21 protein-coding genes are annotated in these 20,296 nt (G+C 47.5%); 7 read left to right on the forward strand and 14 right to left on the reverse strand.

The genetic code is table 11. The annotated features are described in order from the left end of the window. The first annotated feature begins 2 nt into the window (after positions 1-2). The gene (locus tag ICV32_RS08545) at positions 3-2,345 is read left to right on the forward strand and encodes an ATP-binding protein (RefSeq protein ID WP_215370022.1); all 2,343 of its coding nucleotides are present in this window, start codon (positions 3-5) and stop codon (positions 2,343-2,345) included. Between the two features lie 41 nt (positions 2,346-2,386). Here ICV32_RS08545 and ICV32_RS08550 read toward each other — a convergent pair whose 3' ends face one another. Next, entirely contained in the window at positions 2,387-2,665 is a 279-nt protein-coding gene (locus ICV32_RS08550) for an HU family DNA-binding protein (protein WP_215370024.1), read from the reverse strand. Positions 2,666-2,799: 134 nt separating this feature from the next. On the opposite strand from ICV32_RS08550, the gene ICV32_RS08555 reads away from it, so the two are divergent. Next, complete coding sequence (locus tag ICV32_RS08555; protein WP_215370026.1) at positions 2,800-4,368, forward strand: D-alanyl-D-alanine carboxypeptidase/D-alanyl-D-alanine-endopeptidase; 1,569 nt, start codon at positions 2,800-2,802, stop codon at positions 4,366-4,368. On the opposite strand, the gene ICV32_RS08560 is transcribed toward ICV32_RS08555, so the two are convergent. The 8 genes from ICV32_RS08560 to ICV32_RS08595 form a co-directional block, all read right to left on the reverse strand. Then, on the reverse strand, positions 4,314-5,390 hold the full coding sequence (locus tag ICV32_RS08560; protein ID WP_215370028.1) for an L-threonylcarbamoyladenylate synthase: 1,077 nt from the start codon (positions 5,388-5,390) through the stop codon (positions 4,314-4,316). The genes ICV32_RS08555 and ICV32_RS08560 overlap by 55 nt on opposite strands. A gap of 8 nt (positions 5,391-5,398) precedes the next feature. Beyond that, a complete protein-coding gene (locus ICV32_RS08565) occupies positions 5,399-6,598 on the reverse strand; it encodes a 5-(carboxyamino)imidazole ribonucleotide synthase (RefSeq protein ID WP_215370030.1) in 1,200 nt (399 codons plus the stop codon). 26 nt (positions 6,599-6,624) lie between these two features. After that, entirely contained in the window at positions 6,625-7,113 is a 489-nt protein-coding gene (purE, locus tag ICV32_RS08570; RefSeq protein WP_215370032.1) for a 5-(carboxyamino)imidazole ribonucleotide mutase, read from the reverse strand. A gap of 60 nt (positions 7,114-7,173) precedes the next feature. Then, positions 7,174-8,067: a phosphoribosylaminoimidazolesuccinocarboxamide synthase gene (locus ICV32_RS08575; protein ID WP_371817054.1), complete on the reverse strand. Its 894-nt coding sequence runs from the start codon at positions 8,065-8,067 to the stop codon at positions 7,174-7,176. Between the two features lie 2 nt (positions 8,068-8,069). Then, the gene (pyk, locus tag ICV32_RS08580; protein ID WP_215370033.1) at positions 8,070-9,506 is read right to left on the reverse strand and encodes a pyruvate kinase; all 1,437 of its coding nucleotides are present in this window, start codon (positions 9,504-9,506) and stop codon (positions 8,070-8,072) included. Between the two features lie 2 nt (positions 9,507-9,508). Continuing rightward, on the reverse strand, positions 9,509-10,708 hold the full coding sequence (locus ICV32_RS08585) for a phosphoglycerate kinase (protein ID WP_286282509.1): 1,200 nt from the start codon (positions 10,706-10,708) through the stop codon (positions 9,509-9,511). A 61-nt stretch (positions 10,709-10,769) separates the two neighbouring features. After that, positions 10,770-11,117: an AzlD domain-containing protein gene (locus ICV32_RS08590; RefSeq protein WP_215370037.1), complete on the reverse strand. Its 348-nt coding sequence runs from the start codon at positions 11,115-11,117 to the stop codon at positions 10,770-10,772. Continuing rightward, positions 11,114-11,875 carry an AzlC family ABC transporter permease gene (locus ICV32_RS08595; RefSeq protein WP_215370039.1) on the reverse strand — a complete coding sequence of 254 codons (762 nt, stop codon included), beginning with the start codon at positions 11,873-11,875 and terminating at the stop codon, positions 11,114-11,116. The genes ICV32_RS08590 and ICV32_RS08595 overlap by 4 nt, the downstream gene beginning before the upstream one ends. A gap of 130 nt (positions 11,876-12,005) precedes the next feature. Here ICV32_RS08595 and ICV32_RS08600 point away from each other — a divergent pair, with 130 nt between their 5' ends. Genes ICV32_RS08600 through ICV32_RS08615 form a run of 4 tightly spaced genes read left to right on the forward strand, consistent with a single transcriptional unit; the run spans position 12,006 to position 14,632 of the window. After that, a complete protein-coding gene (locus tag ICV32_RS08600; RefSeq protein WP_215370041.1) occupies positions 12,006-12,926 on the forward strand; it encodes a branched-chain amino acid transaminase in 921 nt (306 codons plus the stop codon). 12 nt (positions 12,927-12,938) lie between these two features. Continuing rightward, positions 12,939-13,136, forward strand: a complete 198-nt coding sequence (locus ICV32_RS08605; protein ID WP_251371842.1) for a zinc-finger domain-containing protein — start codon at positions 12,939-12,941, stop codon at positions 13,134-13,136. A gap of 25 nt (positions 13,137-13,161) precedes the next feature. Continuing rightward, complete coding sequence (gene waaF, locus ICV32_RS08610) at positions 13,162-14,193, forward strand: lipopolysaccharide heptosyltransferase II (RefSeq protein WP_215370043.1); 1,032 nt, start codon at positions 13,162-13,164, stop codon at positions 14,191-14,193. Between the two features lie 7 nt (positions 14,194-14,200). Next, positions 14,201-14,632, forward strand: a complete 432-nt coding sequence (locus ICV32_RS08615) for a nuclear transport factor 2 family protein (RefSeq protein ID WP_215370045.1) — start codon at positions 14,201-14,203, stop codon at positions 14,630-14,632. On the opposite strand, the gene ICV32_RS08620 is transcribed toward ICV32_RS08615, so the two are convergent. Next, on the reverse strand, positions 14,629-16,281 hold the full coding sequence (locus tag ICV32_RS08620; RefSeq protein WP_215370046.1) for a M48 family metalloprotease: 1,653 nt from the start codon (positions 16,279-16,281) through the stop codon (positions 14,629-14,631). The genes ICV32_RS08615 and ICV32_RS08620 overlap by 4 nt on opposite strands. Positions 16,282-16,304: 23 nt before the next feature. Here ICV32_RS08620 and moaC point away from each other — a divergent pair, with 23 nt between their 5' ends. Then, on the forward strand, positions 16,305-16,781 hold the full coding sequence (moaC, locus tag ICV32_RS08625; RefSeq protein WP_215370048.1) for a cyclic pyranopterin monophosphate synthase MoaC: 477 nt from the start codon (positions 16,305-16,307) through the stop codon (positions 16,779-16,781). A 20-nt stretch (positions 16,782-16,801) separates the two neighbouring features. On the opposite strand, the gene ICV32_RS08630 is transcribed toward moaC, so the two are convergent. From ICV32_RS08630 to sucC, 4 genes are all read right to left on the reverse strand, one after another. Continuing rightward, positions 16,802-17,305, reverse strand: coding sequence for a pilin (locus ICV32_RS08630; RefSeq protein ID WP_215370050.1), 504 nt, complete (start codon positions 17,303-17,305; stop codon positions 16,802-16,804). A 96-nt stretch (positions 17,306-17,401) separates the two neighbouring features. Further along, the gene (locus ICV32_RS08635; protein WP_215370052.1) at positions 17,402-18,106 is read right to left on the reverse strand and encodes a TerC family protein; all 705 of its coding nucleotides are present in this window, start codon (positions 18,104-18,106) and stop codon (positions 17,402-17,404) included. Positions 18,107-18,184: 78 nt separating this feature from the next. Further along, positions 18,185-19,078 carry a succinate--CoA ligase subunit alpha gene (gene sucD / locus ICV32_RS08640; protein ID WP_215370053.1) on the reverse strand — a complete coding sequence of 298 codons (894 nt, stop codon included), beginning with the start codon at positions 19,076-19,078 and terminating at the stop codon, positions 18,185-18,187. A gap of 27 nt (positions 19,079-19,105) precedes the next feature. Next, entirely contained in the window at positions 19,106-20,272 is a 1,167-nt protein-coding gene (sucC, locus tag ICV32_RS08645; protein WP_215370055.1) for an ADP-forming succinate--CoA ligase subunit beta, read from the reverse strand. Between the last annotated feature and the right edge of the window lie 24 nt (positions 20,273-20,296).

Here is a 20,296-nt window from a genome sequence, read left to right on the forward strand (position 1 = left end):
CGATGTCTTCTTTATCAAAGTGGGTATTCGGACTAGGCATCGCGTTCTTCATGCATTGCGGTCATGCTCAAGGGGGCTTGCCTCAATTTACCCAAACAGAGCAAATGTGGATCAAAGCCCATCCAATGGTTCAATTTAGCATTCATGAAAAATATCGCCCGTACTGGGATAGTGGCATTTATCCCAAACTGTTCTCAAAATTAAAGGATTGTTCAGGTCTCGAATTTTCACCAAAGTGGCGGAATTCTGAAGAAGTTGGTATTCATCAAATTCGTAATGGTGAAGTGAGTTTTGTGATTGACCCCAATCAGCAACTGGAATCGGCAGTTCCCGGCCGACTTACAGAACCGATCTTTTGGGGTCACGATGTGGTGCTGGCAGCGCACTCAAAGAACACACTGCCATTGAGCCCGAAGATGGAAAAAACCGTCTTTTTTGATCGAGGTTATGGCTTCTCGGAGTCAATTAATGGAGGGCACCTCATCAATTCACCAAAATTAATTGCTCAACAATTGATGGCTGGTGATGCACATTTTGCGGTTATGCCTTTGCGCTTAGCCGTTCATCTTAGCAAACAACTGAATTTTCAAGAGATACAAATCCGACCTCTAGGTCATCAGCCTTTTGCGTATCGATGGTTTATTTCAGATCAAGACCGCATTCTTCACTCAATTGTGCAAAAGTCATTACATGCAGCAGATCCTTTCTTCATGGGTGAACTTTTAGCCATCCCATCCTTAGCATCAGATCGATCGCAGCATGTAATAAATTGGCTTTGGTTTGGGATTGCTGGTTCCTCTGGACTTATTGCAATCTTGCTTGGTTTCTTTGCTTGGCAACGTAAGAAGCAATTGCGCACAGAGGCTGATCTCATGGATATTGCTCAAGAAGCACAGGACGCAAGCGATGCAAAATCTGCGTTCCTAGCAACCGTTAGTCATGAAATTCGTACGCCAATGCATGCTGTAATCGGCGCACAGGAGCTGTTGCTAAAAAATAGCGCATTGAATCAGCATCAACGGGAATTATTACAAAGCGCCCATACATCGGCTGCCTCTTTACTGGGCATGCTCAATCAAGTCCTCGACATCGCCAAAATTGAAGCAGGGAAATTTACGGTTGAGCATGAGCCGGTGGATTTAAAACAAATTCTTTTCGAAATTAATCAGACCTTTTTTGTGTACGCCAAGAATAAAGGTCTGCATTTAGCTAGTTTTATTGATTCAAGTATTGCCGATGTCTTACTTCTTGACCCTTTACGTATTCGTCAAATTCTTCACAATCTCTTAAGTAACGCGATTAAATTTACAGAGCAAGGCTTTGTGTTTTTTGAGATTCGAATTCTAGCGAACGACCATGCTGGTCAATTATTAGAGTTTCGAATCATTGACCAAGGCATTGGAATGGCAAAAGAAGATATTGAGCGCGTACAAATGCCCTTTGAGCAAATTCGCTCCCACTTATCTGCGAATAATGAATCAGGGTCAAGTACTGGCCTTGGATTGAGCATTACCAATCACCTGATTGGATTAATGCAGAGTAAATTGATCATTGAGAGTGCGCCCAATCTAGGTACAAGTGTTCATTTTGTTGTGGCATTTTCTAGAACGTGTCACTCCATTGAAAATAGCCAACGCTCTCCCAATGCATCAACTCATCCCTTATTTAAGAACATTCGCGCCCTGATTGTTGAGGATCATCCAGCGAGTCGACATATCCTATTTTTGCAATTGCAAACCCTTGGTATTCATGTTGACCAGTGCGCCAATGGAGATGAGGCGCTTATGCGACTTCACGATGATTTGTATGACGTTATTCTGACCGATCACTCGATGCCTGGAATGCATGGTACCGAGTTAGCGTGCAAAATTCGTGCCTCAGGTCACCGTGATATTGTCATTATCGGCATTACAGCAGACATTTATGCTAAGACCTCACAGTCTGAACTGATCGGATCGGGCATGAATGGTGTTCTGATTAAACCGATCCGCTTAGAATACCTTGAGTCTGAGTTGTTAAAGCACTTACATCACCATTCATCGACCACCTTTATCAAACCATCCGTTAGCTCACTTTGCATGAGTCACTTAATTGTGGAGGAGGTTTTAAAGGTTCAACTTGAAACCTTGGATGCTCTTAAAGAAACGCTTAGTCTTGACTCGCTGATGAGCTTGATTCATAAAATCAAAGGTGGCGCATTACTCAGTGAAGATCAATGGCTATATGATCAATGCGTTCTCTTAGAAAAATCAGATGCTGAGCTAATAAGCCTGCAGAAATCATTCCAACGAATTCTTGATACCAGCAATGATCGCCTAAGAAAACAAATCAACGCGCCTAGTTAAGCGTAAATAGCTTTTCTTAATCTAGGCGACTTTTATCGGAACTAACGTTTATTAACTGCATCCTTAAATGATTTGCCAGCCGAAAATTTGACAGTCTTGGATGCTGCAATCTTGATGGCCTCGCCGGTTTTTGGGTTACGCCCCATTCGTGCAGCGCGCGAACCCAAGGAAAAGCTTCCAAACCCGACCAGCTGTATCGTATTGCCCTTGGCAACACTTGCCTTGATTGCATCGAGGGCTAAATTAAGAACCTCCTCAGCCTTGGTTTTACTTAAATCCGCTCCATCCGCAATCACATCCACTAAGTCTGCTTTTGTCATGATTTACTTCCTTTATTGAAGTGTTATTTGTCGAGGAGCGAATCGCCATTATTTGGCCAAACCAGATCTCCACGTTTATCCTAGCAAAGATATAAGGAAAATCTGTAAATACTTTTTGACAAATTAGAAAAATAATGAAATTTGATCGGCCAAATCGCAGTTTTCTAACTCAATATCTAGGGTTAGTACTAGCACTTTTTTGTTTTACCCCTTTTCTTGGTCATCGCGCTGTAGCCCAATCTTCAATGCCAATTGGTGTTGAGCAGGCGATTAAACGTAGCGGCATCCCAAAAGACTCAATCAGTATTGCCGTCAGTGAAATCCCTTCGGCAGCCAATCCTAAACCCGGATCGCGCCAGATCCTGAATTGGCGCGATGAGGTGGCAATGAATCCGGCCTCAACCATCAAATTACTCACTACGCTCGTTGCCCTAGATATTTTGGGACCAAAATATCGATGGAAGACTGAACTCTTCACCGATGGTGCGATCAAAAACGGTACCTTAAAAGGAAATATTTATTTTGTAGGTCACGGCGATCCCAAATGGATTCCAGAGGAACTCGATCGCTTAACAAAGCAATTACGCGATCTTGATATACAACGCATTGACGGTAATTTAATCTTTGATCGAAGTGCATATGCCAAACAAGTGATGGAGGAGGTAACCATTGATGGCGAAACCTTGCGCGCTTATAACGTCGCCCCTGATCCGTTGTTGTATGCATTTCGGACACTATCGTTTGAGATCAATCCCAACAAGACTGGCCAGGGATCTCAAATCAGCTACACCCCAAAGTTAGCTCGTTTTACGATTCAAAATGATATTTCGATGCGCCCTACCCCCTGCGATGGAACAAGACGCAATCTTCGGTTAGAAATTATTCCGAATCCAACTGAGATTGCAAGCTCGCAACTGAAGAACAAATCAGCAATTCAATGGAAAGCTATTTTTTCGGGAGAACTCTCTCAAAAATGTCGAGAAATTACATTCAATGCGGTTAAGTTTGATCCTGATACGTTTCTGACTCTAGGGTTTACAGCTGCATGGGAAGATGCTGGGGGTCTTTGGGTTCGCCCACCTAGCGGTCAAGCTGGGTCAGTTCCTGTGTATGCGCGTCCTCTATTAAGTTTTGAGGGCCTGAGTTTGTTAGATGCTACCGAAGACATTAATAAATTATCAAATAATGTCATGGCAAGGCAGGTTTTTTTGACATTAGCACTTGAAAAAGTTGGCAAGCCCGCTGATATCGAATCGGCAAAAGGCGTGGTGCAGGCCTGGCTTAATCAACGAGGATTGGATTTTCCGGAACTAGTGATTGAAAATGGTTCGGGCTTATCTCGTAATGAAGCAATCTCGGCACGTCATCTCAATAGCCTCTTAATTTCAGCTCAAAACTTACCGATTGCAGAGGCCTTTGCCAATACCTTGCCGGCTGCAGGATCGGAGGGAACGATGCGTCACCGTTTAATTACGCAATTACGAAAATTTTTACACCTCAAGAAAAAGCCAGAGGCCCGAATTAAAACAGGCTCCCTAAATCATGTGCGCACCATCTCGGGTTATGTCTTTAGTAAATCAGGTCGGATCTATGCAGTGACCTCATTCATCAATGACCCCAAAGCCAATCGAGGGCAAGAGGTACACGATCAACTGCTCACATGGTTATTAGAAGATGGTCCAGATCCAAAAGATGCGCGCTGAAGCCGATCACGTACTGCATCCCATGCCTCAGTCTTTGGGGGGCTTGGGATAAAAATGCCTTGGTATTGGCCTTGATCAAGATCCCTTAAAAGACGATAAAGTTGCTTTGCAAGTAGTCCGGGATCCATCGCAATCGCTATGAAGGTTATGTTTTGTAAATATGCTTTAAGTTCCTCTTGATGATGCGAATGCTCATGCTCCCAAACGATTACAGCCAATCGTAACTTGGGTTCTTGATTCATAAATCCACTGAGTTGAGATGCAATGTCAGATTCTGAATACAGATACAGAGCGGTGTGGGGCGCATAGTGAGCCAGATGAGTACCGGATACCCGGGGTTGGTTCGCTATGCCTGAACTACTGACTACATCGATTCCAGTACTTGCCTTAATCATGGATGGACTAATCGATCCTGGTCGAAGTAATTTAGGTAACCCCTCCCCAGAGACATCCAAGATCGTTGACTCAATCCCGTGTTCACAAGGGCCGCCATCCAAAATCAATAAATTTGGATTATTTGGAAACTCAGTCTCAACGTCCGCGGCGGAGGTTGGTGAGATACGTCCGTAACGATTGGCAGATGGTGCAGCAATTCCGCCCCCAAAACGACGCAATAGCTCCTGGGTCAGTGGATGAGCGGGTGAGCGGATCGCAACGGTAGATTGTCCTCCGGTGACACAATCCAAAACTAGTTTACTTTTCTCAAATACCAAGGTTAGGGGCCCTGGCCAAAAATGCGTAATCAAAGTAAGAGCAGTCTCTGAGATATGCCGAGTCCAAGGATCTAAAACGGTCAACCAGTCTTTTTCGGTATCTTTGCTACCCGCTAGTGGCGCTTGCACATGAATAATTAGAGGGTGATTAGCAGGTCTTCCCTTTAGTTGATAGATTTTTTGGACCGCATCGCGATTACTTGCATCAGCACCTAAGCCATATACCGTTTCGGTAGGAATGGCGACAAGCTGACCAGCACGAATCGTGTTGAGCGCGCGGTCTAATAAAAGCGAATGTAGCTCATCCATTACCAAGCTTAAGGAGCAATCGCCAAATGATTGGCAACCTCGGCACAGGCCTGCTTCGCCTCCTCAATGGTATGGCCCAAGCAATTGATATGACCCATCTTGCGTCCAAGCTTTGGACTTGCCTTGCCATATAAATGCAACTTCGCACTGGGATGATCCAGCACTTGATTCCAGGGGGGCTCTTGCATTACTCCAGAGGTAAACCACGCATCACCCAAAATATTAAGCATAGAAACATTCGTTAGCAGACGGACGTCTCCTAGAGGGAGTCGCGCCATGGCTCGGACCTGTTGCTCAAATTGACTAGTTACACAAGCGTCCATGGTGTAGTGCCCTGAATTATGGGGCCTTGGCGCAATCTCATTGACGATTACCGTATGATCATCCAAAACAAAGTATTCGACACACAAAACGCCGACATAGCCCATTTCTTTGGCAATCAACTGACTAGCACCAATGATTTTTGGTAGTAAGCTAGCTTGAAGGGATGGGGATGGAACCGTGCTGGTGTGCAAAATCCCGTTTCGATGAACATTCTCCGAAATCGGATATGCAACGGATTGCCCATCATGACCCCGTACCACTAACGCCGATACTTCAAAGGCTAACGGCATCCGTTTTTCGAGCACACAATCTACGCAGCCCAAATCGCGCCAAGCCTTACCGAGCTCATTTCGTTGATGAACCGTAACCTGACCTTTGCCGTCATAACCCAAGCGCGCAGTCTTTAAGATCCCTGGAAATAGATCATCGGGCAGAAGCGCAAAATCACTCTCTGAGCGAATCACTGCATGAGGTGCAGGACCGATACCAGAAAGCTCTTGGCATTGTTTCAAAAACTGCTTTTCGACGATTCGGTCTTGTGCAATCGAAACACAGGCGCCGCGAGGCGCTACGAAAATTCCCTGCCCTTCAAAATAATCTAAGGTCTTCGCTGGAACGTTCTCAAACTCGGTACTGATGGTTGCACAAAGCGCTGCCATCTCTTTTAATGCGATTACATCATCGTAATTAGCGCAGAGGTGCTTTTCAGCAACCGCACCCCCTGGACTTAAAGGATCAGGATCCAAAACACAGACCTTGTAGCCCAAGGATTGCGCCTCATGCACAAACATTCGTCCTAATTGGCCGCCGCCCAAAATACCAAGCCATGCTGGCGGAAGAATTGCCTGTTGATGATTCAAATTCATACTTTGCGATGAACTCATGGTGAGTGCTAATTGAGATAAGTCGCTTATGGCAACTTCATTGCACTGGCGACTTGGGTTTGCTCTATCCGAAACTCATGCAATTTTTTTGCGAGCACAGAGTCCGAATGGGCCAGCATAGCAACGATATGTAAGGCTGCGTTTGCTGCACCGGCTTCGCCAATCGCAAACGTTGCTACTGGAATTCCTTTGGGCATCTGTGCAATCGAATATAAGGAGTCTTCCCCGCGCAAATACTTACTGGGAACGGGCACCCCCCATACCGGAACAATTGTTTTGGATGCCAACATTCCAGGCAAATGAGCAGCTCCTCCTGCTCCTGCGATGATGGCTCTCAAACCTCGCGCCTGGGCAGATTCAGCATAGGCAAACATTTCATCAGGCATGCGATGAGCAGACAGCACTTGTTTTTCGTGGGGAACCCCAAAATGCTCTAACACATGAACCGCGTGTTGCATCGTATCCCAATCGGAATTGGATCCCATCACTACGCCTACGATGACCGGACTCGTCATGAACACTCCAAGAATCTCAAATTTGTATTATCGCAGTCTTTATGAGGCTCTAGGCCCCCATTACTGGGTTAGGCGTTGCCATGCCTCACGGTATTTTTCTGCGGTTTTCTGAATAATCGCATCCGGTAAATGAGGGGCGGGCGCAGACTTATTCCAAGGCCGTCCTTCGATCCTCACCGACTCGAGCCAATCGCGCAAAAATTGCTTATCAAACGAAGGGGGATTTGAACCGAGTTGATAGGTATCAGCAGGCCAAAACCGTGAAGAGTCGGCCGTTAGGATCTCATCCATCAAAACCAATTGTCCCGATGCATCTAAACCAAACTCAAATTTGGTATCCGCAATAATAATTCCACGACGTCGCGCATAGTCTGCTGCCTCGGTGTACAAACGAATACTAGTATTTTTAATCTTTTTCGCTAACTCACCCCCAATGCGACGCTCAACCTCTGCATAGGAAATATTTTCATCATGGTGGCCCATCTCTGCTTTGGCCGCTGGAGTAAAAATAGGCTCTGGAAGTACCTGCGCATTTTGCATACCACTTGGCAATGCGATTCCACAAACTGAACCAGTTTCTTGATAGTCTTTCCAACCACTGCCAGCCAAGTACCCCCTTACAACTGCCTCAACCAAAATAGGTGTTAAGCGCTTTGCAACGACGGCTCGACCGCGCACTTGGTCAATCTCGGTTGGATCAACTACGGTACTAGGATCAATACCAGTTAAGTGATTTGGGATGACATGGGCCAAATGAGAAAACCAAAAATTACTCATTTGATTGAGCACCACACCCTTCTCAGGGATAGCCTCTTGCATCACCACATCGAATGCAGAGATACGATCGCTTGTAATCATCAATAAACGGTCCTGATCGATCGCATAGACATCACGCACTTTGCCACGTGACACTAATGGCAGCGAGCGAATCGACGTGGTGTGCAAAGCATGCATGATTAACGAACTTTAATAATTTTCAAAGTGTTAGTACCGCCAGGCTGATCCATCGGCTCACCAATCGTTAAAACAATCGTGTCTCCCGATTTGACGACCCCCAACTTCTTTAAACGCTCCTCCACTTGAATTAGAGCGGATTCTCGATCGGCACCTTTACCAATACTAAAAGGTCTAACGTTGCGATACGTACTTAAGGCGCGCTGGGTTTCCACGCGACTGGTCAGGGCAAATATGGGTACTCGAATGTTATGTCGACTCATCCAAATTGGCGTTGAACCAGAGTCGGTTAGAGCTGCAATCGCGGCGGCATTGAGATGGTGCGCCGTAAAGAGTGCACCAAGGGCAATCGCTTGATCAATCCGTTCAAAGCGCTGGTCCAAGAAGTCCGTATCCAAGTGAACCACTTCGGATTTTTCTGCTTCGATACAAATGGCGGCCATCTGCTCAATGGTTTTCACTGGGAACTGACCGGTGGCTGATTCTGCTGAAAGCATCACGGCGTCAGTACCGTCCAATACTGCATTGGCAACGTCACTCACCTCGGCACGGGTTGGTACTGGAGCACTAATCATCGACTCCATCATTTGTGTAGCGGTGATGGTAAATTTGTTCGCATCCAAAGCCATCCGAATCATGCGCTTTTGCAATGCAGGTACTGCTGGATTACCAACTTCAATTGCTAGATCACCGCGAGCAACCATAATGCCGTCGCTCTCATCAATGATGCTCTGCAGGGCTTCGGTAACGATCGCCTCAGCACGCTCAACTTTAGCAATGAGACGCGCTTTGCCTTTGCCGTGCTTCGCACTTGCTGCATCTGCGAGCTGGCGGGCATAGGCCATATCTGCGCCATCCTTTGGAAAGCTAATGGCTAAGAAGTCAACTCCCATTGAAATTGCGGCATCCAAATCAGCAATATCTTTTTCGGTGAGGGCGGGTGCCGTTAAGCCACCACCGGCACGATTAATACCCTTGTTATTCGATAGGGGGCCGCCACTCTCTACGCGCGTGTAAATCTCTCCGCCCTTGACTTGGTCGACTACCAAGACAATCAAACCGTCATTGAGTAAAAGTCGATCACCCGCTTGAACATCATTGGGTAAATTTTTATAGTCCAACCCCACCCGCTCTTCATTGCCAAGCTCACAATTGACGTCCAAGATGAAGCGAGCGCCCTCTTGAAGAATGACTTTTCCATTGGCAAACTTACCCACCCGAATCTTCGGACCCTGTAAATCGGCCATGATGCCAACTTCACGATCAAGCTCTTTAGATATTTGACGAACCAGGTCATAACGCGCCCGATGGTCAGCGACGGTTCCGTGCGAAAAATTGAGACGAACCACATTAAGCCCCGCACGAATCATGTCGCGCAAGACCTCGGGCTTCTCGGACGCTGGCCCTAGCGTGGCAATAATTTTAGTTGCTCGTTGCATGATTACTCCTTCGCGCGCTCTGCGAGCACAGCAAATGCAGGTAGGGTTTTACCTTCAAGAAACTCTAAGAACGCCCCGCCTCCGGTTGAAATGTAGTCCACTTGATTCTCGATGCCGTACTTCGCAATGGCGGCTAAGGTGTCTCCACCACCAGCAATCGAGAATGCGGGTGAGTGAGCAATGGCTGCTGCAATCATTTTGGTGCCACCCCCAAATTGATCAATCTCAAATACGCCTAAAGGACCATTCCAAACAATCGTACCGGCATGAGCAAGCATCATCGATAGTTTGGCGGCTGTTTTTGGGCCAACATCTAAAATCATGTCGTCTGGGGCCACTTCATCGACGGGTACCCGATTAGCTCTGGCTAGAGGAGATAACTCATTTGCAACCACCACATCCTCAGGAATCGGAACACGAGCCCCGCGCTTTTCCATTAGCGCAATAATTTCTTTAGCCTCATTAATCAAATCTGGTTCGGCTAGCGATTTGCCAATATTGAACCCTTTGGCCAATAAAAAGGTGTTGGCGATCCCACCGCCAACAATCAACTCATCAACTTTCTCAGCGAGTGATTTCAGAATGGTTAATTTAGTTGATACCTTGGAACCCGCCACAATGGCAACGAGAGGCCTTCGGGGTTCCGCTAAAGCCCGACTCAAGGCATCGAGCTCAGCAGCCATGAGGGGACCAGCACACGCGACGTTGGCAAACCGGGCAATACCATGCGTCGTTGCCTCTGCACGATGCGCCGTGCCAAAGGCATCATTAACGTACACATCGCATAAGGCAGCCATTTTTTTAGCTAATTCATCGGCATTTTTTTTCTCGCCGACATTGACCCGACAGTTTTCTAAAAGAACCAGATCGCCCGGGGTCAGCTCAAAACCACCGTCAACCCAATTACTAATTAATGGAACTTTGCGATTTAGGATTTCAGCAATACGATGGGCAATGGGCGCCAAACTATCTTCTGCCTTAAACGCTCCTTCGCTAGGCCGACCCAAATGAGAGGTCACCATCACCGCTGCCCCGCCATCCAAACACATCTGAATCGCCGGGATCGACGCCCGAATCCGCGTATCTTCTGTAATGTTGCCTGCCTCGTCTTGAGGGACATTCAAATCCGCACGGATAAATACTCGCTTGCCTTTGAGTTGACCAGATGCTGCGAGATCACTCAGGCGCTTTACGTGAAGCAAGGTGGAAGACATAGGTTATTAAATTTGGAGAAATTAGAGTATTTAGAGTGAAAGTTCTATTTTAGAGCCAGTAGCGCACCAAACTAAACACGGTCATACCCAAAATCAGGGTTGGCAACATCTGACGCGTCCAGAAATACGCAATAAAGCCCGCGAACCCACCCCAAAGGTTAGGGGATTTCCAGTCTATTTGAGTGATTTCGGCCGCTCCTGGGGGTAAAAGCAGTTCGGGTGCCACAATACCCACAATGGCTGCTAGCGGTGCATATCGAATTGCCCGAAGAATCAACTCAGGCACTCGAACGCGTGCGCCCAAGAACACAAAAAAAGAACGGGTTAATAGGGTTATGAAGGCCATCCCCCCAATGAGTAAAGCAATCTCAAAAGCGCCCAAGGAGTCTGATCTCATCGCATCACCTTGGATGAGCGGTCGGCCAAGATCCCAACCACGATCGCGGCCAGAATGGCGGCCGTCAAATTAAGCTTAAGAGGCAAGCTATAAGTCAGAATGGCAACCATCGCTGCGACGACGGCTGCCCAGCGGGCTGCCCGGTGATCTAGCATTGGGACAATCACCGCAATTAGAGCTAGGGTCCCTGCAAATTCCAGCCCCCATTCATCTGGGATTTGACTTGCGCCCATAATCCCTAAAATTGAACCGGCTTGCCAGATACCCCAGTTACCCGTGGCAAGCCCATACATAAAGTAAGTACGGTAATACGAATCGTTCTTACGCTCGGCCTCCGTTTGCACCTCGCCAAAGCGACTGGTGTACATCAAATACCCAAAATCCGCTGTGAAATATCCCAAGATGGCTCTTCGCCAGGCAGGTAAATGAGAAAAGTGCGCTTGTACGCCAATACTAAAAATCACAAAGCGCAAGTTCACAATCAATGCAGTAATTAAGATCGTTAAGACCGAAAATCCAGCCCCAATGAGCGGAAGGGCGGCAAGCTGAGCTGAGCCGGCAAAGACAAATAAGCTCATCGCCAGAGCTTGCTCAGTAGACAAAGATGATTTGCCCATTGCCAGTCCAGTCACCACCGCCCAACTAAAGATAGCAAGGGCTGAGCGCGACATCGTTTTCAGTCCACCACGCCAGGCCGATTGCTGTTGTTGGCTCCAACCAAAGTAAGGTAATTTAGCAGTCAGGCGAGCGAAATCCATAGATCGACAGATTATAGAAAGCCCGCCCAATTGGACGGCAGCCCGAGCGATTCCTCTGCTCTACAATAAGGCTTTGGGGCTAAATTGCATAAACAATCTGCAAGCCCACTACAACATAAAGGTGCTAATAATGTCGATGTCTGACCGTGATGGAGTTATTTGGTTCGATGGCAAACTGGTTCCCTGGCGGGATGCCAATATTCATGTGCTAACGCATAGCCTTCACTACGGCATGGGCATCTTTGAGGGCATTCGCGCCTACAAAACCGAAAACGGCACTGCGGTGTTTCGCTTAGCTGAACATGTGAAACGCCTTTTTAATGGCCTTAAGATTTTCCAGATGAAAATCGATTACAGCGAAGAGCAAATTGCACAAGCCATTCTTCAAGTTGTACGCGATAACAAATTGGCCTCGTGCTATATCCGCCCCATTATTTTTATTGGCTCGGAAAAGTTGGGAATTTCGCCAACTGGCAATAAAGTACATACGGCAATTGCCGCCTGGCAATGGGGTGCCTACCTTGGTGAAGATGGCATTAACAAAGGGATTCGCGTTAAAACCTCATCCTTTACGCGTCACTTTGTGAACTCCTCACTCGTTCGTGCGAAAGCCTCGGGTTACTACATTAATTCAATCCTGGCGCATCAAGAAGTCGCTGCTAATGGCTATGATGAAGCCCTCTTATTGGATACCGAAGGCTATGTCTCCGAAGGTTCGGGTGAGAACATGTTCATGGTGCGCAATGGCATTGTGTTCACCCCTGATTTGGCTTCCTGCCTTGATGGTATTACTCGTGACTCCATCATCCGCATTGCCAAAGATTTAGGATTTGAGGTTCGAGAAAAACGCATCACCCGAGATGAGGTGTACTCGGCTGATGAAGCATTCTTTACTGGTACCGCAGCTGAAGTGACCCCAATTCGTGAACTCGATGACCGAGCGATTGGTGATGGTAAACGCGGTCCGATTACCAAACAAATTCAGGATGTATTTTTCGATACGGTGTATGGTCGAAACGACCGTTACCGTGCTTGGTTAACCACTGTCTAACTTTAAATTGGTATGCGTGATTTAAACGAAATGAATGCGGTCATGGTTCATGGCAATGACTTACCACTGCATTGCCCAACCAAAGATACCCCAGCCTGGAACTATCACCCACGCGTTTTTCTGGATATTCTGGCTACCGGTCAAGTTAAATGCCCGTATTGCGGCACTGAATATCACGTGATTCCTGGTACCGAACCTCACGGTCACTAAGATCGTCCCAAAACGGGGCTTCGCTATGCCACGCATCCTCGTTATCGCCCCGCATTGGATTGGGGATGCGGTTATGTCCTTGCCGCTTATTACCCTCATTCACAATCGGTTTCCCAATTCCAGTATTGATGTCTTATGCACTCCTTGGGTAGGCCCTATCTACCGTGCATGCCCTGAAATGACCTCAATCATTGAGCATGATTTTCAACACGGAGCCTTGCAGTGGGGATTGCGGCGATCAATTGCCCAGGAGCTAAAGCGGCAAGATTATGAAATGGCATTTGTACTTCCTAATAGTTTTAAGTCGGCACTCATCCCATGGCTTGCCAAAATCCCAAAACGGATTGGTTACCAAGGCGAGTTTCGGTTTGGGTTAATCAATCTCTCTTTACCCAATCCATCACGTCACGCACGCACACCAATGATCGAGCACTATGCAAAATTAGTGGAAGGTCTCAACCCGACAGCGGATCTAAAAAATCTTCCTCAGCCTCGCTTAACGATTGATCCCGTACTTGTGAAATGGGCGGCAAACAAGATCGATCAAATCGGGGGCGGGTCTTATTATGTATTTGCACCAGGTGCTGAATACGGTCCTGCAAAACGTTGGCCAACCGGTCACTTTGCGAAGTTAGCAACCCAAATTTTAGAAGGCCATCCAGACACGAAAATTATTATTTTGGGCAGCCTTACCGATCACGCACTTGGCCAAGAAATTGTGCAAGGTTCCAATCTTTCTAAGCGGCTTCATAACTGGTGTGGCACGATTCGCTTAGACCAATCGATGGCGCTGATCGCGCAATGCACATCCCTCATTAGCAACGACTCCGGTCTTATGCATATTGCTGCAGCTTTAGCGGTTCCCCAAATTGCTATTTTTGGCTCAAGTAATCCCAAGCATACGCCGCCTTTATCCCAAAAAGCCCAGGTCATTTGGTTGGGACTGGACTGCAGCCCCTGCTATCAGCGTACCTGCCCGCTAGGGCATCTCAATTGCCTCAATCAGATTGAAGCAGAACGCGTCTACAGTATGCTTACACCATTAATAACCCATTAGATCGCTTATGCCGCGCTTTGCACGACTCTTTCAGAACCCCGATGAGGTCATTGATGCTTGGCGTGAGACCTTGCGTCAAGGAGATGTCGAAGGCGCGCTAGCATTGTGGCTTGATGACGACTCAATTACTTGCGTATTACCAGAAGGGAACCGCTTAAGCGGTCATGCGGAGATCCGGATGGGGCTCGAGCGGATGCTCGCACGGCCCCTTTATTTAGAACCGATTGCTTGCATTGAACACATTACTGTGAGTGCTGCGGTGTTTGATTCTACTGAAGCAGTTTATTTTAAGAATAACCAGATTGAAGCCGACTTTATGATCAATATCACCCTAGTCCTCATGCAAGACGGTAAAGGCTGGCGCATTGCCCATTTACACGCAAGTCGCTCCCACGATGATGACTTTGAATTTCCGAGCGACCAGCACGAGTTGCACTAGCTCTTTTTTTGCTCTTTTTGCTCTTCGCGATATTGATTCTGAAACACCCGCAGTCGAGCATCAATAACTGATCCCAAATAAAAATCATTGCCCGCTACCGAGCGCGCGATCTTAAGTTGCTCAATCGCTGATGGCCAAGCTCCTTCAGTAGCGAATTTCTCAGCAAGTGCGTAATGCCGTAAACCAATTTTTTTGTCTTGATCGTAAGCGCGTGCTAGCAAATCCCACCAGATCGTCTCATTAGGCTGCGCCTTGGTCTTGGCTCGTAGTAAATTAATTGCATCATTGGTTCGACCCAAACGCAATTCCGCGTTGACCGTTGCTACAACTGCGGAGAATGAAAACGAATCTGCCTTGGCCGCATTTTGGGCATATTGCAAAGCTTCCTCAGGCTTACCTCTGGCCAGCGCTAGTTCGGATGCGGTGTAATCAAACGATAAACTCTGACGCTGTACAGGTGATCCTGGTGCCAAGACATTTTGTGCGATGGCCCGAGCCTTTTGTAAAAAACCCTCAGCCTGATCAAAACGACCCTGCTTTTGGGCAACTAAGGCCAAGCCATAGAAACCCTCCATTTGCTTTTCAGGGGAGGCTTGTTTACTCAAACTCTCAAATAAATTACGCAGATCAAATAAACCGCTAGTGCTCCCACTTTGTTCGATGCGAGCTCGGGCTTTAACTAAATAAAACTCGAGCGCACTGGGGACTCGATTTTGTGAGACCGTCCTTGCCCGATCTTGCATATCGGCAATTCGGTCGGTGGTTAAGGGATGAGTGCGTAAATACCCCGGCACACCACTATCCATAATTCCGTAAGCTTTTTGTAAGCGCTGAAAAAATGCGGGTGCGCCATTCACATCGTAACCGCTCGCTTGTAAGATCTGAAAACCAATCCGATCAGCCTCGCGCTCCGCATCCCGCGAATACGAGAGTTGATTCTGAATCGCTAAGGCCTGACCACCCGTGATCAGGCCGGCAGCAGCACCAGGATTACTGGCCGCTGCTAGTGCACCAAGCACAATGCCCGCCAATGCAATGATGGAATTGGTACCTTGGCGCTCTAAAGAGCGCGCTAAGTGGCGTTGCAACACATGGCCAATCTCATGGCCCATCACCGAGGCGACCTCTGAATCGGTTTCTGCAGTAATCAAAAGTCCCGTATGAAAACCAATAAATCCACCGGGTAATGCAAATGCGTTAATTGATGGATCCTTCACCGCAAACACCTCATAGTCATATGCCGCGCTGCCTTGAGCATTCGCTCCGCCCAGTTGCAAGCGTTTTGCGGCTTGCATGAGACGCCGCTCCATCGAATTGAGGTAATCGTAGATGGGCCAATCATTTGAAAAATCCCGATCTCTACGAATTTCACGCATGATCTGCTCGCCGATCTTGCGCTCATCAAGCGGACTGAGGGCATCACCGCCAGGATCACCCATATCTGGCAACACCAAGGTGGGCTGCGATTGCAAAGTATTTCGGGAGGGTAAATTGGCTGAGCGCGCTTCCGGTGACTGAATCACGCGCCCAAGGTTCTCCTTGGCGGCGCTATCTTGAGTCACCGACACCCCTGGCTGTTGGGCCAAGGAGGAGATACTCAAGATCCCGCTTAAGATCAATGCAATGATTCGTTTTGCTTGCTTACCCATGCCTATATGGTAAAACCTCTTGTATGAACAAACTGACGCATTTTGATTCCAGCGGCCAAGCGCATATGGTCGATGTTGGCGATAAAGCTTCTACCCACCGGGTAGCGATTGCGACTGGCCGGATTCAAATGAATCCTAACACCTATGAACTCATTGAGTCGGGTGGTCATAAAAAGGGGGATGTTCTTGGCATCGCCCGAATCGCTGGAATACAGGCGGCCAAGAAAACTGCTGATCTCATCCCGCTTTGTCACCCCATAGCACTCACCCACGTCAGTATTGAGTTTCAGTCTGATCAGTCAAGTCACACGATTTATTGTCAAGCCAGAGCCGAGACCACTGGGCCCACCGGCGTTGAAATGGAGGCACTCACCGCCACCCAAATTGCCCTACTCACTATCTACGACATGTGCAAAGCCGTCGACCGAGGCATGGTCATGAGCGACATTAAGTTACTTGAAAAGAGCGGTGGTAAATCGGGTGATTGGAAGGCGAGCTAAACACTCGCCATAACCGATACCTACTTACCTACGCGGCACTCCGCTGGCAAGAGCTTGGCGGGTAAGTTTGTTTGCTCCGATCGGCACGACCAACCACCTGACCAAGTCACCAAATTACTCTGTGAGAGATCAATTGCTCTGGGTGAGGCTACATCTGGTTCATTGGTTGGAATCAAAATCAAGCTATTTTTACCATCAGGCGCCACCGAGGTTTGGTAATCAATTGCAATCGCCCCACTTGCCAAGATCTCAATGTCTTTCACACTTCGCGTTGGGGTAAATGAAAATGACTCTTGGGTAACCCGATCCATTGGGCTTGGCCCTTTGCTGGCATATGCCTCAGTCACCGCCAATTTAGCACTCGAGGCAAGATTTAAGCCTTCCACCACTCGTCCACGAGCAATGTAATCCTGATACTGTGGAACAGCGACGGCAACTAAGATGCCTATGATAGCCACGACGACCATGACCTCAATTAATGTGAATCCGCGCTGATCGTCAGTGACTTGATGATTTGTGTGCATAAAAAATCCCCTCCTTAATGGACCTCTATCTTCGGACAGAAATCCATCGCAGAGGGGCTTATTAGTTGTCAGTAATCCTTGATTTTAATATCAGTACTATGCAGCTTTTGAATTCTTGGCACGGCGCTTCATCAATTCACCGAAGGCCATGACACCCACCGCACCAGCAATGCCAGCAATGGTAGCGTAGGACTCCAATCCCTCGCCAAACTGCTTAATGAGAGCAGGATCCGTAACCATCATTCCGCCAGCAATCCAGCCCAGGAGACCCGCACCAGCCGTCACAATCAGTGGGAAGCGATCAATCAAAAATAATACGATCTTGCTTCCTGCAACAATAATTGGCACAGATACGATCAAACCAAAAATCACATAACCAATTTGATGAGCTGAGTTATCAACTTGGCCCGCAGCACCGGCAATTGCTAGAACGTTATCTAGACTCATCACAATGTCGGCAATGATGATTGTCTTAATCGCAGCAAATAATTTGTCTGGTGCATCTAAGTTATGTTCACTTTCATCCTCTTGCACCATTAACTTATAGCCAATCCACAAAAGTAATGCGCCCCCCACAAGTTTTAAGAACGGGATTTGCAACATGACGACCGCAAATGCAACCAAAATAACGCGCAGGATAATGGCGCCAGCAGTTCCCCAAATAATGCCTTTCTTACGCTGGTTTGGATGTAAATTACGGCAAGCCAACGCAATCACAACAGCGTTATCTCCCCCGAGTAAAAGGTCGATGATGATGATTTGAATCACGACCGACCAGTCAATCATTGTGAAAAATTCCATGTCTTCCTCTAATCGTTATAACTACTTACCCAAACACTTTGTTCCTACATCGCCTGCCATTACAACTGAATTCACAAACTAAATCATTGCTTTTAGTAAAGCCGCCATCTCAGAGGGGTTTTTGGTGACCTTAAAGCCACACTCTTCCATCACCGCTAATTTGGCATCCGCGGTATCGGCACCACCGGAAATCAATGCGCCCGCATGACCCATCCTTTTTCCTGGAGGGGCAGTGACGCCAGCAATAAATCCAACAACCGGCTTTTTCATATTGGTCTTGCACCAACGTGCTGCCTCAACCTCATCGGGGCCACCAATTTCGCCGATCATAATGACCGCATCTGTCTCGGGGTCTTCGTTAAACATCTTCATGATGTCGATGTGCTTTAAGCCATTAATAGGATCGCCGCCGATACCCACTGCGGTTGATTGCCCAAGGCCAATTGACGATAACTGACCAACGGCTTCATACGTTAAGGTGCCAGAACGACTGACAACCCCAATACGGCCCTTACGGTGAATATGACCGGGCATGATGCCAATCTTAATTTCGTCGGGTGTGATGAGACCAGGGCAGTTAGGTCCCAACAATAAAGTTTTCTTGCCTCCCTTGGCTTCTTTTTGCAACATCTTGTTACGAACCTCAAGCATGTCGCGAACCGGAATTCCCTCGGTGATGCAAATGACTAAATCGAGATCTGCTTCAACGGCTTCCCAAATTGCAGCAGCAGCCCCTGGCGGTGGTACATAGACAACCGAAACGGTCGCACCTGTTTCCTTGGCTGCATCTTTAACTGTTCCGAAAATCGGAATCCCGAAAATTGACTCGCCAGCTTTTTTGGGATTCACACCAGCCACAAAACAATTTTTACCGTTAGCGTATTCCTGGCATTTCTCGGTATGAAACTGACCGGTCTTACCGGTAATCCCTTGGGTGATGACGCGTGTATTTTTATTAATCAAGATTGACATTGTGAATTCCTCAAATTAGTTGGTCGCTTACTTGCCTTGAACAGCTGCCACAACTTTCGTTGCCGCTTCGGCCATTGAATCGGCGCTGATGATGGGTAACCCAGAGTCGGCCAAAATCTTTTTGCCTAACTCTTCATTGGTACCCTTCATCCGAACCACCAAAGGAACTGATAAATTGACTGCCTTACACGCTGTCACTACGCCATCGGCAATCACATCGCAACGCATGATGCCGCCAAAAATATTGACCAAAATGGCTTTCACGCTCTTGTTCTTGAGCATGATCTTGAAGGCTTCGGTCACTTTCTCTGCCGTTGCGCCACCGCCCACATCCAAAAAGTTGGCTGGCTGGCCACCAAATAATTTGATGGTATCCATCGTGGCCATTGCCAGACCCGCACCATTTACTAGGCAACCAATATTGCCATCCAAGGAAATGTAAGCGAGATCAAATTTAGATGCCTCAATCTCAGCAGCATCTTCTTCGTCGACATCACGATAGGCCACGATTTCAGGATGGCGATAAAGCGCATTTGAATCAAAGTTAAATTTCGCATCGAGAGCCTTAATCTTGCCATTGCCCTCAAGAATGAGTGGATTAATTTCGACTAGAGATGCGTCCGTATCCCAGTAGGTTTTGTAAAGATTCTTCAATACCTCACGCGCTTGGGCTTGCGAACCTTCCGGAACCCCAATACCTTTACTCAGTTGATCGCACTGCGCATCGCTTAAACCAGTTAAGGGATCAACAAACACTTTGATGATTTTCTCAGGAGTCTTTGCAGCGACCTCTTCGATATCCATTCCGCCCTCACTGGAGGCCATGACCACCACTTTCTGAGTGGCGCGATCGGTCAAAATTCCGAGGTAGTACTCTTTTTTAATATCAGCGCCGTCCTCAACGAGTAAACGACGGACTTTTTGTCCTTCAGGCCCTGTCTGATGGGTCTTTAATTGCATGCCCAGAATTGCGCTGGCGTATTGTTTTACCTCATCCATGCTTTTGGCTACTTTCACGCCACCGCCTTTACCGCGACCGCCCGCATGAATTTGCGCCTTTACAACCCAAACTGGTCCACCTAACTTCTTTGCTGCTTCGATGGCCTCATCAACACTAAACGCTGGAATACCATTGGGTACCGGTACATTAAATTGGCGCAGAATCTCCTTGCCTTGGTACTCATGAATTTTCATAGCAACTCCTGGAATGATTAAATT

The sequence above is a fragment of the Polynucleobacter sp. MWH-UH24A genome, from assembly GCF_018687475.1.
Taxonomy (GTDB): domain Bacteria; phylum Pseudomonadota; class Gammaproteobacteria; order Burkholderiales; family Burkholderiaceae; genus Polynucleobacter.

Excerpts from the sequence above, each read along its gene's own strand:
- ICV32_RS08565 (WP_215370030.1), bottom strand. The coding sequence starts at position 6,598 with ATGAGTTCATCGCAAAGTATGAATTTGAATCATCAACAGGCAATTCTT.
- ICV32_RS08635 (WP_215370052.1), bottom strand. The coding sequence starts at position 18,106 with ATGGAATTTTTCACAATGATTGACTGGTCGGTCGTGATTCAAATCATC.
- sucC (WP_215370055.1), bottom strand. The coding sequence starts at position 20,272 with ATGAAAATTCATGAGTACCAAGGCAAGGAGATTCTGCGCCAATTTAAT.
- ICV32_RS08575 (WP_371817054.1), bottom strand. The coding sequence starts at position 8,067 with ATGCATGCTTTGCACACCACGTCGATTCGCTCGCTGCCATTAGTGTCA.
- waaF (WP_215370043.1), top strand. The coding sequence starts at position 13,162 with ATGCCACGCATCCTCGTTATCGCCCCGCATTGGATTGGGGATGCGGTT.
- pyk (WP_215370033.1), bottom strand. The coding sequence starts at position 9,506 with ATGCAACGAGCAACTAAAATTATTGCCACGCTAGGGCCAGCGTCCGAG.
- ICV32_RS08545 (WP_215370022.1), top strand. The coding sequence starts at position 3 with ATGTCTTCTTTATCAAAGTGGGTATTCGGACTAGGCATCGCGTTCTTC.
- ICV32_RS08620 (WP_215370046.1), bottom strand. The coding sequence starts at position 16,281 with ATGGGTAAGCAAGCAAAACGAATCATTGCATTGATCTTAAGCGGGATC.
- ICV32_RS08560 (WP_215370028.1), bottom strand. The coding sequence starts at position 5,390 with ATGGATGAGCTACATTCGCTTTTATTAGACCGCGCGCTCAACACGATT.
- sucD (WP_215370053.1), bottom strand. The coding sequence starts at position 19,078 with ATGTCAATCTTGATTAATAAAAATACACGCGTCATCACCCAAGGGATT.
- purE (WP_215370032.1), bottom strand. The coding sequence starts at position 7,113 with ATGACGAGTCCGGTCATCGTAGGCGTAGTGATGGGATCCAATTCCGAT.
- ICV32_RS08600 (WP_215370041.1), top strand. The coding sequence starts at position 12,006 with ATGTCGATGTCTGACCGTGATGGAGTTATTTGGTTCGATGGCAAACTG.
- ICV32_RS08615 (WP_215370045.1), top strand. The coding sequence starts at position 14,201 with ATGCCGCGCTTTGCACGACTCTTTCAGAACCCCGATGAGGTCATTGAT.
- ICV32_RS08595 (WP_215370039.1), bottom strand. The coding sequence starts at position 11,875 with ATGGATTTCGCTCGCCTGACTGCTAAATTACCTTACTTTGGTTGGAGC.
- ICV32_RS08590 (WP_215370037.1), bottom strand. The coding sequence starts at position 11,117 with ATGAGATCAGACTCCTTGGGCGCTTTTGAGATTGCTTTACTCATTGGG.
- ICV32_RS08605 (WP_251371842.1), top strand. The coding sequence starts at position 12,939 with ATGCGTGATTTAAACGAAATGAATGCGGTCATGGTTCATGGCAATGAC.
- ICV32_RS08630 (WP_215370050.1), bottom strand. The coding sequence starts at position 17,305 with ATGCACACAAATCATCAAGTCACTGACGATCAGCGCGGATTCACATTA.
- moaC (WP_215370048.1), top strand. The coding sequence starts at position 16,305 with ATGAACAAACTGACGCATTTTGATTCCAGCGGCCAAGCGCATATGGTC.
- ICV32_RS08555 (WP_215370026.1), top strand. The coding sequence starts at position 2,800 with ATGAAATTTGATCGGCCAAATCGCAGTTTTCTAACTCAATATCTAGGG.
- ICV32_RS08550 (WP_215370024.1), bottom strand. The coding sequence starts at position 2,665 with ATGACAAAAGCAGACTTAGTGGATGTGATTGCGGATGGAGCGGATTTA.